The sequence below is a fragment of the Streptosporangium becharense genome, assembly GCF_014204985.1.
In the GTDB taxonomy this organism is placed as follows: Bacteria; Actinomycetota; Actinomycetes; order Streptosporangiales; family Streptosporangiaceae; genus Streptosporangium; species Streptosporangium becharense.
In genome coordinates, this window is the sequence record NZ_JACHMP010000001.1 from 6602537 (window position 1) to 6616401 (window position 13865).

Sequence of the window (13865 nt, forward strand, 5' to 3'; positions counted from 1 at the left end):
GAGCGGCCGGAGGGGCGAGTAGGGTCGGGCCGTGAACTTTCAGATGAGGATCACCGACCGGCACGGGGGCGTGAGCGCCGAGCCGTACGACACCCGTAACCTCGGCGGCATGTGCGGCGACGACCCGGAGGCGGTCGCGGCCAACCGCTCCCGCACCGCCGCCGAGTTCGGCCTCGACCGGGTCGTGTTCATGCGGCAGGTCCACGGCGCCGACGTCCGCTACGTCACCGAGCCGTTCGGCGACGACCCGCCGCCGCTGGACGGGGTCTGCACCGACGTGCCCGGCCTCGGTCTGGCCGCGCTCTGCGCCGACTGCGCGCCCGTCCTGCTGGCCGACCCCGAGGCCGCCCTGGCCGGGGCCGCGCACTCCGGGCGGGCGGGCACCGTCGCCGGAGTCGTCCCCGCGCTCGTGGCGGAGATGGTCGCGCGCGGTGCCGACCCGGGGCGGATGACCGCCATGATCGGCCCGATGGCGTGCGGTTCCTGCTACGAGGTCCCGGCGGAGCTGCGCGAGGAGGTCGCCGCGACGCTTCCCGAGGCATGGTCGATCACCCGGCGCGACACCCCCGCGCTCGACCTGCGGGCCGCGATCACCGCGCAGCTCGGCAGGGCGGGTGTCGCCAAGGTCGTCCACGACACCCGCTGCACCATCGAGACCGCGGACCTGTTCTCCCACCGGCGGGAGGGCCGCACCGGAAGGTTCGCCGGCTACGTCTGGCTGGAGCCCTGACGGCCGCTCCGCGGGCCGCCGGTCGCCGGACGCCCTGGAACGCCCGGTCCCGCACGCCCGGCAGGGGCCGCGCGGGACCGGCGGGGGCTCACTCCGCCGAGAGGATGCTGCCGTAGGCGCGGGCCGCCAGGTCCGCGATGAGGCCGTGAGCGCCGAGGAGGTCGGCGCGCTCGATCCCGACGGCCCCGGCCGCGTCGTCCACCAGCCCGGGGGGTGCCTCCGGGCCCACGACGCACGGGGACAGCGCGATCCGCCGGGCGCCGATCTCGCGCAGCCGCTCGACCGCCTCGGCGACCGAGGGAGCGCTGTCGAGGGAGGCCACCAGCACCGGAAGTGTCAACCGCGAGGCGAGCAACACCGCCGTCGGCTGCGCCTCCACCGTCGCCCGCTCGCCGCCGACGGTGGCCAGTACGACTCCGTCGACCGGGCTGGAGACGTTGAGCAGCCGCATCCGGTCGGCCCGTGCCAGGCCCTTCTCCGCCAGGCGGATGTGCAGGGCCTCGGCCAGCAGCGGGTGCGGCCCCAGCGGGTCGGTGACCGTCACCGAAACCCCGCTCGCCGCGACCGCCGTGGAGATCAGCCGGTCCGCGACCGGGTGCCGGCCGGTCAGCAGCGGGACCACGACCGCGGCGGCGGCGTCCTCGGGCCGTTCCTCGGCGGCGGCCTCCAACTCGGCGACCAGCCGTCCGCCGTCCTCGCCGAGACCGGCCAGGCGGACCTGGATCTGCGGGTTGTCCACCTGGATCAGGGCCGCGAGGTCGGCGGCGACCCCGGAGGCGTCGCCGGGTGCGGTCAGCACCAGCGCTGGGGCCTCGGGCGGAAGCTGGGAGGGCACAGGTCTGCGGTGCCTGCCGGAGGGCCGGGCGGCACGTCCTCGTACGGGGAGGGTGGAACTCTCACTCACATGCGCGGACTTTAGGGCCATTCGGCGCTTCGCGTTGTCAGAAACGGCGGCGATTCCATCACAACCTAGTGAAAAGGTAAACCACACCGGTCGTCGGGGCGACTTCCGGCGCAGACCGCGCCGCCGATCGACGGCGCGGAGGTCGATCGGCGGCGCGGTGGTCGGTGCGGGCCGGGGCGGAGGGTGGTTCGGGCGGTCGGCTCAGGTGGTCGGTTCGGGTGGCCCGAGGTCGGTCCGGGTGGCCGGTGGCCGGTTCGGACGGTCGGTGCGGGCCGGGGCGGTCGGGGGAGGTCCCGGCACGCGATGCCTTCCGGTACCGCCGGAACCGCGGGGTCAGACGTCGCGGTGGCCCTCCCACTCGTCCTCCAGCGCCGAGTGCACGATGGAGTCGCGCCAGGCGCCGCGGGCGCGGACGTGGTGTCTGATCCTGCCCTCCTCGACCATCCCGGCGACGAGCATCGCGAGCTGGGCGGCGGTGTTCGCCGGTGAGCGGGCACCCCAGATGCGGTGGAGCCGCAGATGGCGGAAGCCGAACGTCAGGATCAGCCGGATGAGGTCGGTGCCGATGCCGCGGCCCCAGTGGTCGGGGCGGAGCCCGAGGCCGATCTCCGCGCTGTGCGGGTGGTCGGCCTCGATGTGCAGCCGGGCGACGCCGAAGGCCTCGCCGCCGTCGACGTCGGTCACCGCGAGCACGTACAGCCGGCGGGGCTCGGCCTCAGCGGCCTTGATGGCCTCGACGACGCCCTCCTCGACCTCCTCGCGGGTGCGGGGGTCGAACGGCAGGTGCTCGGTCGCCGTGGGGTCGCCGTAGACAGCGTGCAGCGCGTCCACGTCGTCGAGGGTGACCTCCCTCAACCGGAGTCTCTTACCGGAGATCTCAACGTGGCGCATGGGCAGACGCTAACGTCTCGGGCGTCACACGGCTAGAGATCATCCCATGATGCGGACATACCATCACGTTAGTGATCTTATACCCGGATATCAGATAAATCCGGGAACTTTGCGCGTGTCATGGGAGTGTCGTCCCGTTTCCCGGGGTACCGAAACGAGGCGGTGCCCCGGCGTGCCGCACAATGATCGGATGACCCCTCCGAACCCCGCCGTGCTCGTGGTCACCGGTCCCGGCCTCGTGGCCGACCTGAGGCTGCTCACCGAGGTGGCCGACCGGGAGTTCGCGGCCCTCGGCGTCACCGGCACGGTGACGCCGGCCCCCGACCTCGCCGCCTTCCGGGCCGCGCTCGTCCTCCCCGGGGCGGTGGTCGCCCTGCCCGGACCCGACCCCGGGGCCAGGAGCCTCGCGGCCGAGCACCCCGGCGTGGTCTGGCTCGATCTCACCCGGTCCGACGCCCCGCTCCCCGCGCCCGCGGACGGGACGGCGGGCACCCACCTGCACGGGCGGGGGGTCTGGGGCCTGACGTGGGCGATCAGGCACGCCGTGCACCGGCTGCGCCGGCCCGCGCGCAGAGTCGCCTACGGTGAGCACCCCGACCAGTGGGCCGAGACACGCCCGCCGGGGGAGAGCGCGGGGCGGGTGCCCGCCGTGGTGCTGCTGCACGGCGGCTACTGGCGTTCCGTCTGGGGTGCGGACCTGATGGACGCCCTCTGCGTCGACCTGGCCGAGCGGGGGTTCGCGGCCTGGAACCTCGAATACCGCCGCCCCGACCTGCACGGCTGGGCCGCGACCACCCGGGACGTCGCCGACGGGGTCGCCCTGGTGGCCGAGGAGAGCGGCGGCCCGGTCATCGTGATCGGCCACTCGGCCGGCGGGCAGCTCGCCCTGCGCGCCGCCGCCGACGACCCCCGGGTCTGCCTGGCGGTCTCCCTGGCCGGGGTGCTCGACCTGGTCGAGGGGGACCTGCGGCACCTGAGCTCGGGTGCGGTCGCCGCGGCCCTCGGCGGGTCCGCCGCCGGGACGCCCGAGGTCTACCGGAGGTCCGGGCCGCTGGAACGCCTTCCCCTGGGGGTGCCGCAGCTCATCGTGCAGGGCGGCGGCGACGACCTCGACCTGGTCGACTTCGGCCGCCGCTACGCGCGGGCCGCCCGGACCGCCGGCGACGAGGTGACGTACCTGGAGATGTCCGGCGACCACTTCGACGTCATCGACCCCGCCTCGCCGATCTGGCGCGCCACCGCCGGGGTGATCGCCGACCGTTTCCTCCCCTGACCGCCGACGGCCGGGCCGCCGGGCTCAGGAGGGCGACAGCGGACGCCACGGGACGGGGCTGGAGAGCACCATCATGCTCGACGGGTGGCCGTACGGCGCGAGACGGTCGATCAGCTCCTCGAAGGCCGCCATCGAGGAGGCGGCCACCCGCAGCAGGCAGCAGGTGTCGCCGGTCACCCGGTGCACCTCCAGGATCTCCGGCCAGGCCAGCGCCTGCTCGTCGCGCAGCACACAGCGCGGCCCGTAACACGACATCCTGATCAGTGCGGCCACCCCACGCCCGGCGAGCGCCGGGTCGACGTGGGCGTGGTAACCGGTGATCACGCCGGTCTCCTCCAGCCGCCGCACCCGCTCGGCCACCGCCGGAGCCGACAGGTGCACCCGCCGGGAGAGCTCGCTGTACGACAGGCGCGCGTCGGCCTGCAACTCGGCCAGCAGCGCCCAGTCCATCGCATCCATTGTCACTCTCCGTCATGAATTAAGTCGTTCTGCCCGATCGCATGCCATTCTGAAGGCGAAACCGGTGAAGTGCCGTTACTTCATCATTCAGGTGTCGGTGCCTCCAGGCCACGATGGAAGGGAAACACGCGGAGGAGAAACGATGACCGGCATCAGGCAGCTCACCGAGCAGGACCGCAGGGCTCGGGCCGAGGCCAACGAAGGACTGCCCACGCTGGCGTTCGACGCCACCACCCCGTACGACGACTACGTGGGCACCGAGGTGCTGCACCAGCTTCAGCGCCCCGTGACCGACGTCCCCGAGGAGCTCTCGTTCCTGGTGACCACCCAGGTGATGGAGCTGTACTTCGGGCTGCTCCGTTCGGAGTGGCTGCTCGCCCAGCGGCAGCTCGACGCGGACGACGCCTCCGCCGCGACCCAGACGATCCGGCGCACGGTCCGCCACTTCCAGGCGCTCAACGCCGCGTGGGCGTCGCTGAGCTGGCTCACCCCCGCCCAGTTCAACGGCTTCCGCGACGCCCTCGGCGAGGGGTCCGGCTTCCAGTCGGCGCTCTACCGCCACGTGGAGTTCCTGCTGGGCAACAAGTCCGAGGCGCTCATCCGGCCGCACCGCCGCAACCCCAGGGCCCACCGGGAGCTCGTGGAGGCGCTGCACCGGCCGAGCCTGTACGACTCCGTCCTCGCCTTCCTCGCCCGCGCCGGATACCCGATTCCCCGGGCCGTGCTGGAACGCGACCCCGTCACCGAGTACGAGCCGGACCCCGCGGTCGAGAAGGTCTGGGCCGAGGTGTACGCCGGGCCGCTGGCACCGCTGGCCGAGGCGCTGACCGACCTGGCCGAGCAGTTCTCCGACTGGCGCTACCGGCACGTGATGGCGGTACGCCGCTCGATGGGCGCCAAGCCGGGCTCCGGTGGGTCGAACGGCCTGAGCTGGCTGGAGCGCAGCATGCGGCGGCAGGTCTTCCCCGAACTCTGGACCGCCCGCACCTTGATGTGACACCCCGGGGAGTGCCGTCCGGCCCGTTCCGGCGGCGCCGCCCGCACCCCGATGCGACACCCCGGACGCGGCCCGTCAGCCGGTCCGGGGCCGTCAGCCGGTCTGGCAGGCCGGGCACCAGAAGAGGTTGCGTCCGGCGAGCACCTCGGTGCGGACCTCGGTGCCGCACAGCAAGCACGGCAGGGCGGAGCGCCGGTAGACGTACACCTCGCCGCCGTGATCGTCGACGCGGGGCGGGCGGCCCATCGCCTCAGGGGTGTGCTCCGGCCTGACCGTGTCGATCCGGCCCACCCGCACGCCCTCGGCCATCAGCTCCACCAGGTCCGCCCAGATCGCCGCCCACCGCTCGCGGCCCAGGTCGCACCCGCGACGCGACGGATCGACGCCCTGCCGGAACAGCGCCTCCGCCCGGTAGATGTTGCCCACCCCGGCGACGACCGACTGGTCCATCAGCAGCACGCCGATCGAGGCGCGGCTGCGGCTGATCCGCCGCCATGCCGACTCGGGGTCGGCGTCCGCGCGCAACGGGTCGGGCCCCAGCCTGGTGTGCAGCGCCTTCTTCCCGACCGGGTCGAGCAGCTCGCAGACGTTGGGGCCGCGCAGGTCGGCGTACTCGCCGGGCTTGCCCGGCTCCCCGGTCTCCCCGGTCTCCCCGGGCTCTCCGGTGGCGCTCAGGCGCAGCCGGACGGCGCCCGTCGGCGCGGGCGCGGGCAGCGGGCCGAAGGTGTACTTGCCGTAGATGCCCAGGTGGATGTGGAGCCACCGCTCGTCGTCGAAACCGAGCAGCAGGTGCTTGCCGTGGGCGTCGGCCTCCACGAGCACCCGGCCGTCGATCAGCAGCGCTCCGGCGGCGAACCTGCCCTGCGGGCTCTCGGCGCGCACGGTCCGGCCGGCGAACGCCCGGCGATGCTCGGCGGCGAGACGATGGATGGTGTGTCCTTCAGGCATGGCCCGCACATCATACGGGGCGTCCGCCGGTGCCCGGCGGGACCTCGACCGGCCGTCCCGGCCGGCGGCGCCGCAACGGGGTGTGGACCGCGGCGGCGAAGGCCGCCCCGGCCGCGTACGCCACCAGGTCGGCCGCGCCGAACGTGCTGCCGAGCACCAGCCGGGCCACGACGCTCACCTCCGACAGCGCCGCGGGCACCGGCGTCAGCTGGGCGAACTCGACCGCCCAGCTGAAGGCGAGGGCCCCGAGCGCCACCCGGGATGGTGACAGGCGGGGCAGCAGGAACACGATCAGCGCGTAGACCAGCACGGTGTAGAGGGCGTCGCCCGCGTACTTGCCGAACCAGCCGCCGGTGACCGCGCGGACCGTCAGCCCGGCGGCGACGGTCAGGCACGCCGTCAGCGCGGCGAGCAGGCGGGTACGGAGAACGGGCGACACCCGCCCACAATAGCGATCACCGGCCGGAACGGGGTCAGGAGGGGAGCTTCCAGGCCACCGGCAGGCCCTTGCCCGCCCCCTCCTGCGAGTAGTCGTGCGTGACCTCCAGCATCTCCGTCATCCGGGCCTGCCAGGCGATGTTCACCGGCAGGTCGGCCAGGGACGACAGCAGCGCCTCGTAGTCGTCACACTCGATCACGTGGAACAGGTCCTGGCCGCTGCGCCAGATCGTCCACTCGTGCGCGCCACCCTTCTTGATGGCCTCCACCAGCTCGGCGGGCACCTGTCGGTGCGCCTGCTCGTACTCCGACTCCCTGCCCGGCTTGAGCCGGGTGTGCAACGCGACGCGCATGCCGTACCTCCGTTGACGTCGTAGACCGTTATAGCAGTGGTCCGATGTATGTGCCGGGGCGGGTCAGGGCAGCGCGGGCAGGCGGGTGTCGTGCAGCCAGGCGGAGAACAGCCCGTCCACCGCGGCGGTGGTGCGGCGCGCGGCCAGCGCGGTGAACGCCTCGGTGGTGACGGTCCCGTGCCTGTGCCCGGCCGTCCACTCGCGGAGCAGCGCGAAGAACGCGTCGTCACCCATGGTGCGCCGGAGCGCGTGCAGGGTGAGCGCGCCGCGTTTGTAGACGCGGTCGTCGAACAGGCGCCGCGGGCCGGGATCGGCGAGGACGAAGTTCTGTGGGAGCGCCGCGAGCCTGCGATGCCAGCGAAGCGCGTGATCATCGGATGACAGGCCGCCGGAGACCTCCGACCAGATCCACTCCGCGTAGGTGGCGAACCCCTCGTGCAGCCAGATGCCGCGCCAGTCGGCCACCGTCAGGCTGTTGCCGAACCACTGGTGGGCCAGCTCGTGGGCGACCAGCCGCTCCTCGCCCCGCCTGCCGTCCACGTGGTTCCTGCCGAAGATCGACATGCCCTGCGCCTCGACCGGGATCTCCAGCTCGTCGTCCACGACCACGACGGTGTACGACCCGAACGGGTAGGGCCCGAACCGCTCGCCGAAGACCTCCATCATCCGGGCCTGCCGCTCGAAGTCGTGCCGCACCCGCGAGGCGTGCCGGGCGGGGAACGCCAGGCGCATCCCCGGGGCCGGTTCCGCCAGCTGGTAGCGGCCGATCTGCACACTCGCCAGGTAGGCGGCCATCGGCTCGCGCTGCTCGTACACCCAGGTGGTCGCCGACGCCGCCCGCCGTCGGGAGACGGGCTCGCCGTTGGCGATCACCTGGTACGCCGAGGCGGCGGTCACCGAGAACCGGTAGGAGGCCTTGTCGTCGGGCCGGTCGTTGCACGGGAACCACGACGGGGCGCCGATCGGCTGGCTGGCCACGATGACGCCGTCGGTCAGCTGCTCCCAGCCGAGCCCGCCCCAGTGGCTGTTCACCGGCCGGGGCGTGCCCGCGTAGCGCACCTCGATCGTGAACGTGCCCGGCCACAGCCGCAGCGGCGCCAGGTGAAGCTTGCCGTCACGGTGGGTGAAGCGCACGCCTACGCCGTCGACCAGCACCGCGCTCACCCGGAACGCCCCCAGATCCAGGGCGAGCCGGGTCAGCGGCCGGAGCGCCACCGCCGAGATGCGCGCGACCCCGCCCAGGCGGTTCGGGCCGATCCGGTAGTCGAGGGAGAGGTCGTAGTGCGCCACCCGGTAACCGTCGTCGCCGTGCGTGGGGAAGTAGAGCCGTGGGGCAGGGGTCGTGCTCAGAACCACGCTGGATTTCCTCTGTGATGTCCGGTGCCACGGGATGTCCGGTGCCGGTCCCATTCTCGCCGGGCCGGCCTCCGCGATGGGATACCCGGTGCCGGTCCCGTTCTCGCCGGGCCGGCCTCTGCGGCGGGTGTCCGGTGCCGGTCCCATTCTCGCCGGGTCAGCCTCCCGCGGTCCACGCCGCGATCGGGTTGCCGAACCAGCGGGTCCCGGCCGGCACGGACTCGCCGCGCATCACCAGTGAGGCCGGGCCGACCGTGGTGTTCTCCCCGATCGCCGCCGCGGGCAGGACCACCCCGTGCGGGCCGAGCGTCGCCCCCCGGTCCAGGGTCACGGTGTCGACGCTCATGACCCGGTCGTGGAACAGGTGGGTCTGCAGCACGCAGCCCCGGTTCACCGTCGCGCCGTCGCCCAGGGAGACCAGGTCGATCTCCGGCAGCCAGTAGGTCTCGCACCACACGCCGCGGCCCACGCGCGCGCCGAGCGAACGCAGCCACAGGTTCAGCGGCGCCGTCCCCAGCCAGCGCTGCGCGAACCAGGGGGCGGCCAGCACCTCCACGAAGGTGTCGGCCAGCTCGTTGCGCCACACGAACGAGCTCCACAGCGGCCGGTCGCCCACCGCGATCCGGCCGACCAACGCCCACTTGGCCGCGGTGGCGACCGACGCGGCGAGCACCCCGCCGCCGAGCACCGCCACGCCCGACAGCGCCGCCGCCGCGGCGAACCCGTACGCTTCGGCCAGCCACCTCACGGCCGCCACCACGAGCACGGCCACCGCGACCGTGCACATCACCGGGATGATCCGGCACACCTCGACGGCGGCGCGGGCGACCCGCAGCCGTGGCGGCGGGTCGTAGGTCCGGCCGCGATCGACCTCCTCGGTCGCCCGGCGCAGCTCCACCGGAGGCATGCCCAGGTACGACGAACCGGCCTTGGCCTTCTTCGGCGCAGCCGACAACACCGCCACCAGGCCGTCCTTGGGCACCTTGCGGCCCGGCGCGGTCATCCCCGAGTTGCCGAGGAACGCCCGCTTGCCGATCCGCACGTGATCCACCCGCAGCCGCCCGCCCTCCAGCTCGTACGGGGCCACCATCGTGTCGTCGGCGAGGAAGGCGCCGTCGCCGACGGAGGTCATCGACGGCAGCGCCAGCACCGTGGACAGCTCCACGTCCCGGCCGACCCTCATCCCCAGCGCCCGCAGCCAGGCGGGGGTGAGAGTGCTCGCGTACAGCGGGAACAGCCACACCCGCGCCATCGACATCAGCAGGCCCGTCGCCCACGCCTGCCACGCCTGGCGGCTGTGCACCGGGTGCTGGCCCGCGTGCAGGCCGACGGCCAGCAGCCGCACCGAGACGACGGTCAGCAACGCCAGACAGGCCGTCCAGACGACGGTGGCCGCGGGCACCCGGGCCAGGACACCGGCCAGGGACGGCGTGCCGTCCGGCAGCACGGCCAGGGCGGGCAGCGCCGCGATCACCGGGACGAGGCCGATCACCTGCGCGGACAGGCCGTAGACCCCCGCCCAGACCCGCGAACGCGGCGGCCGCTCACCGGGCGTCTGACGGGCCTTGCCCATCCGGCTGGCCGGCACGCCCGCCCAGCGCTCCCCGGACGGGATCGGACCCGCCACCGCCGAACCGGGCGCCACCTGGGCGTTCTTGCCGATCCGCGCGCCGGGGAACAGCGTCGTCCTGGCCCCGACCGTGGCCGAGGCCCCGATCTTGATCTCGCCGACGTGCACCCGGTCACCGTCGATCCAGTAGCCGCCCAGGTCGACCTCCGGCTCGACCGCCGCGTACCTGCCCAGCTTGAGCATCCCGGTGACCGGCGGCATCGAGTGCAGGTCCGCGTCGTCGCCGACCTGGGCGCCGAGCGCCCGCGCGTAGTGGGTGAGCCACGGAGCGCAGGCCATCTCGCCCACGCCCAGCCGTTCGGCGAGCTGCTCGGCGAACCAGAGCCGCAGATGCGTGCCCCCGCCGCGGGGGTACGTGCCGGGTCTCAGCCCGCGCAGCAGCAGCCGGGCGGCGCCCGCCGCCAGCGCGATCCGCCCGGCGGGGGAGACGAACAGCAGCGCGCCGGCCAGCACCCACCACCACGAGACGGCCGGTGCCCAGGCCGGACCCGCCAGGTTGCCGAGCGCGGCCAGCGCGACCACCCAGCGCAGCGCGCCGGCGCTGAGCAGCGGCACGGTGAGCGCCGCCTGCGCCAGCGCCGCACGGCGCGGCATCGGCGTGACGACCCGGTCGGTCGTCGCCACCTCCGGGGCGTCCAGCGCGGACAGGTGCTCGGCGAGCCGGGGCAGCGTCGGGTGGTCGTAGACGTCGCCGACGGTGACCGCCGGATACCGGGCCCGCAGCGCCGAGACCAGCCGGGCCGCGGCGAGGCTCGTGCCGCCCTCGGCGAAGAAGTCGCCCTCGACGCCGCCGAGGATGTCCAGCCAGCGCTCCGCCACCCACGGGTCGACGCCGGGCACCGTGTCCCCGGCCGGGTCGGCCTTCTCGGCGAGCGGCCACGGCAGGGCGTCCCGGTCGATCTTCCCGGAGGTGCGCGTGGGCAGGTCGTCCACCAGCGCGATCCGCGGGACCAGCGCGGCGGGCAGGCTCTCGCGGAGCCGGTCCCTGGCGTCGGCCTGGTCGAAGTCCTCGCCCGGTACGACGTAGCCGACCAGGAGTTGGTGCCCGCCGCCGGTCGTGCGGACCGCCGCGGCCGCCCCGGCGACCCCCGGAAGGGCCCGCAGCGCCGCGTCCACCTCGCCCAGCTCGATCCTGCGTCCGCCGAGCTTGATCTGCTCGTCCGCCCGCCCGACGAAGAGCAGCCCCTCCGGCTCGGCCCGCACCAGGTCGCCGCTGCGGTAGGCCCGCTCCCAGCCGAGGGACTCCAGCGGGGCGTACTTCTCGGCGTCCTTGACCGGGTCGAGGTACCGGGCCAGCCCGGCCCCGCCGATGACCAGCTCACCCGTCTCACCCATGGCCACCGGTCCGCCGTCCGCGCCGACGACCGCCAGGTCCCAGCCGGCCAGCGGCAGTCCGATCCGCACCGGTCCCTCACCGGTCAGCGGCGCCGCGCACGCCACGACCGTCGCCTCGGTCGGACCGTAGGTGTTCCACACCTCCCGCCCCGGCACGGCCAGACGTTCGGCCAGCTCGGGCGGGCACGCCTCACCGCCGAAGATCAGCAGCCGTACGTCGTCGAGCGTCTCCACCGGCCAGAGCGCGGCCAGGGTCGGCACCGTCGACACCACCGTGATGCCCATCTCCATGAGCCACGGCCCGAGGTCCATGCCGGTCCGCACCAGCGCCCGGGGCGCGGGGACCAGGCAGGCGCCGTGCCGCCAGGCCAGCCACATCTCCTCGCAGGAGGCGTCGAAGGCCACCGACAGCCCGGCCAGCACCCGGTCGCCGGGGCCGAGCGGCTCCCGGGTGAGGAAGATCCGCGCCTCCGCGTCCACGAACGCCGCCGCGTTGCGGTGCGTCACCGCCACGCCCTTGGGCTTGCCGGTGGACCCGGAGGTGAAGATGATCCACGCGTCGTCCTCCGGCCTGACCCGCCCGTCCTCCGGCCCCGCCTGGCGGTCGGCACCGTTGCCCGCGGGGGCTGCCGGGCCACCGGGAGGGAGGACACCGAGGTCGTAAGGGACGATCTTCCCGCCGTCGCCGATGACCGCGCGCACGCCGGCCTCGCCGAAGACCAGCTCGGCCCGTTCCTCCGGATCGTCGGCGTCCACCGGGACGTAGGCGGCACCGGCGGTGAGGACGGCGATGATCGCGACGTACAGGCCGACGCTGCCCGACGGGATCCGCACCCCGACCCGGTCACCGCGTCCGACGCCCGCCTCCCGCAGTTCCAGGGCCAGCCGCCCGGCCTCGTCCCGTAGGCCGGTGTAGTCGAGACGGGTCCGCCCGTCGTCGAGAGCGAGAGCGTGGGGGTGGTCCCGGACGGTCCGGTCGAGGATGTCGAGCAGGGTTCTGGCCTGCGGTGCGCGGCCTCCCAGCAGCAGCGCTCGCGTCGGTGCCTCGGTGTCGGCCGGTGACGAAATCACGATCTTCCCCCTGTACGAAAGGCCGCTCCGGCCCCGGGACAGCCTACGTGCACAGGGTTAACGGTTTCCGCACACGTCCGGATACGTCGGGTTAACCCTGCTCACCACCGTGATCCACTCGTTCCGCCGGTTGAGCTGCCATGATCCACTCCTCTCGCCGCCCGGGAAGACTCCGGTCACGTCCGCGAGAGGCGACCGGGTCGCGGGCCGGCGGTCCGCCCACCGCCCGGGAGGCGTGCCCCTGCCCGGGGCGACTCCGTCCGGGAACCTCGGCGTCGCCCGGCGTCTCCTCCGCCCGGCGTCATCTCCGGCGGGCGGTCCTCCGCCGGGGCCGGGAAGGAGCGGGTGCCGCGGTGGGAGCGGCCGAGTCCGGCCAGTGCGCCGGACGAGTGAGCGAAGACGGCAGCCTCGTGGCGGCGTCGCCCTTCGCCGAGTTGAGCTGCGGCTGGGTGAGGAAGATGCTCCCGGTGAGGTCGGCGCCGCTGAGATCGGCTCCCCGCAGGTCGGCTCCGATGAGGTCGGCCGACCTCAGGTCGGCTCCCCGCAGGTCGGCCCCGATGAGGTACGCCCCCCTGAGGTCGGCGCCGCCGAGGTCGGCGCCTCTTAGCCTGGCTCCGATGAGGTCGGCGCCCCTGCGGTCCTTCTTGCGTTGCCCGGCCCCCGCCCGGACGAGTTCGCTGGTGCGCAGCAGCAACGCGTTGACCTCCTGCCGGTGCGCCGCCACGTCCACCTCCAGCAGAGCGCCGGGGTCGTTGCGGGTGAGGCGTTCGGTCTCGTCGAGCGCGAGGCGGATCTCGTCGTGGATCGGTCGAGCCGGTGGCAGGGTCAACGCCTCTGCCAGGTACCAGAGCAGCTCGTGGAGCTGCCGCATGACGGGGAACACCGCGAACATCTGCTTCGCGGTGCCCGGGGCCCGCCGCCAGTCCTGTCCGCCGAAGGTGACCTGGGAGACCTTCTGCCCCGCGCCGAAACAGTCGTAGACCGTGCAGCCCGAGAAGCCCCGCTGCCTGAGGTCCCGGTGGATGCCGCAGCGGAAGTCGGACTGGAGGTTGGGACACGGCCGCCCGGCGTCCTTGTCGATCGCGAAGTCCGCCGAGGCCGCGAAGGGCAGCGCCACACAGCACAGCCCGAAGCAGCTCCCGCAGTCGGCCCGCAGGTCGGACCGCTCGCCACCGGGGACGGGTTCGGCGTGGTCGTGCTTCCCGGACAACGTGCGTGGTCTCCTCTCACGGGTCGGGCATCACCGCTCGGTACGGCAGGTCGTGCGGCACGGCGGGAGTGCCCGGTACGGGGCGGGGCCGGAGGGCGTCGTCCGGCACTCCGAGGTTACGGCCAACCGGCGAGAGGTCGAGCCCCGGGCCGAAGATCGCGCAGTCGTCGCGAGTCGCGGCGCTCAGGTCGGGGATCTCGCTTTCGGCGTCCGCCGCGTCCGGTTGTCGCGGGTCGGCACAACGTCGGCACCGGTGCCGACGACATCGGT

The 13865-nt window shown here is 73.9% G+C and carries 12 protein-coding genes; 3 read left to right on the top strand and 9 right to left on the bottom strand.

Translation table 11 applies throughout. The features are described from left to right. Nucleotides 1-43 precede the first annotated feature (43 nt). Nucleotides 44-730 (top strand): peptidoglycan editing factor PgeF, encoded by a 687-nt coding sequence (pgeF, locus tag F4562_RS28770; protein ID WP_184541770.1) that lies wholly within the window; start codon nt 44-46, stop codon nt 728-730. 88 nt (nt 731-818) lie between these two features. Here pgeF and F4562_RS28775 read toward each other — a convergent pair whose 3' ends face one another. Next, on the bottom strand, nt 819-1634 hold the full coding sequence (locus F4562_RS28775; protein WP_311733977.1) for a sirohydrochlorin chelatase: 816 nt from the start codon (nt 1632-1634) through the stop codon (nt 819-821). A gap of 333 nt (nt 1635-1967) precedes the next feature. Then, nucleotides 1968-2525 (bottom strand): GNAT family N-acetyltransferase, encoded by a 558-nt coding sequence (locus F4562_RS28780; RefSeq protein ID WP_184541328.1) that lies wholly within the window; start codon nt 2523-2525, stop codon nt 1968-1970. Nucleotides 2526-2715: 190 nt separating this feature from the next. Here F4562_RS28780 and F4562_RS28785 point away from each other — a divergent pair, with 190 nt between their 5' ends. Next, nucleotides 2716-3798, top strand: a complete 1083-nt coding sequence (locus F4562_RS28785) for an alpha/beta hydrolase (RefSeq protein WP_184541327.1) — start codon at nt 2716-2718, stop codon at nt 3796-3798. Nucleotides 3799-3822: 24 nt separating this feature from the next. On the opposite strand, the gene F4562_RS28790 is transcribed toward F4562_RS28785, so the two are convergent. Next, on the bottom strand, nt 3823-4257 hold the full coding sequence (locus F4562_RS28790; RefSeq protein ID WP_184541326.1) for an Lrp/AsnC family transcriptional regulator: 435 nt from the start codon (nt 4255-4257) through the stop codon (nt 3823-3825). Between the two features lie 142 nt (nt 4258-4399). On the opposite strand from F4562_RS28790, the gene F4562_RS28795 reads away from it, so the two are divergent. After that, entirely contained in the window at nt 4400-5254 is an 855-nt protein-coding gene (locus tag F4562_RS28795) for a tryptophan 2,3-dioxygenase (protein ID WP_184541325.1), read from the top strand. A gap of 93 nt (nt 5255-5347) precedes the next feature. Here the strand turns inward: F4562_RS28795 and F4562_RS28800 are convergent, their stop codons facing one another. The 6 genes from F4562_RS28800 to F4562_RS28825 form a co-directional block, all read right to left on the bottom strand. Next, the gene (locus F4562_RS28800) at nt 5348-6202 is read right to left on the bottom strand and encodes an Fpg/Nei family DNA glycosylase (RefSeq protein ID WP_184541324.1); all 855 of its coding nucleotides are present in this window, start codon (nt 6200-6202) and stop codon (nt 5348-5350) included. 10 nt (nt 6203-6212) lie between these two features. Beyond that, nucleotides 6213-6641 carry a ribosomal maturation YjgA family protein gene (locus tag F4562_RS28805; protein WP_184541323.1) on the bottom strand — a complete coding sequence of 143 codons (429 nt, stop codon included), beginning with the start codon at nt 6639-6641 and terminating at the stop codon, nt 6213-6215. Nucleotides 6642-6675: 34 nt separating this feature from the next. Further along, on the bottom strand, nt 6676-6993 hold the full coding sequence (locus tag F4562_RS28810; RefSeq protein ID WP_184541322.1) for an L-rhamnose mutarotase: 318 nt from the start codon (nt 6991-6993) through the stop codon (nt 6676-6678). 63 nt (nt 6994-7056) lie between these two features. Then, complete coding sequence (locus tag F4562_RS28815; protein ID WP_311733976.1) at nt 7057-8349, bottom strand: M1 family metallopeptidase; 1293 nt, start codon at nt 8347-8349, stop codon at nt 7057-7059. Between the two features lie 157 nt (nt 8350-8506). Then, the gene (locus tag F4562_RS28820; protein WP_184541320.1) at nt 8507-12385 is read right to left on the bottom strand and encodes a Pls/PosA family non-ribosomal peptide synthetase; all 3879 of its coding nucleotides are present in this window, start codon (nt 12383-12385) and stop codon (nt 8507-8509) included. 301 nt (nt 12386-12686) lie between these two features. Continuing rightward, nucleotides 12687-13595 (bottom strand): pentapeptide repeat-containing protein, encoded by a 909-nt coding sequence (locus F4562_RS28825; RefSeq protein WP_184541319.1) that lies wholly within the window; start codon nt 13593-13595, stop codon nt 12687-12689. Nucleotides 13596-13865 lie beyond the last annotated feature (270 nt).

Bases quoted from the DNA above. Each gene is read 5' to 3' on its own strand.
- F4562_RS28780 (WP_184541328.1), bottom strand. From the start codon at position 2,525: ATGCGCCACGTTGAGATCTCCGGTAAGAGACTCCGGTTGAGGGAGGTC.
- F4562_RS28790 (WP_184541326.1), bottom strand. From the start codon at position 4,257: ATGGATGCGATGGACTGGGCGCTGCTGGCCGAGTTGCAGGCCGACGCG.
- F4562_RS28810 (WP_184541322.1), bottom strand. From the start codon at position 6,993: ATGCGCGTCGCGTTGCACACCCGGCTCAAGCCGGGCAGGGAGTCGGAG.
- pgeF (WP_184541770.1), top strand. From the start codon at position 44: ATGAGGATCACCGACCGGCACGGGGGCGTGAGCGCCGAGCCGTACGAC.
- F4562_RS28785 (WP_184541327.1), top strand. From the start codon at position 2,716: ATGACCCCTCCGAACCCCGCCGTGCTCGTGGTCACCGGTCCCGGCCTC.
- F4562_RS28800 (WP_184541324.1), bottom strand. From the start codon at position 6,202: ATGCCTGAAGGACACACCATCCATCGTCTCGCCGCCGAGCATCGCCGG.
- F4562_RS28795 (WP_184541325.1), top strand. From the start codon at position 4,400: ATGACCGGCATCAGGCAGCTCACCGAGCAGGACCGCAGGGCTCGGGCC.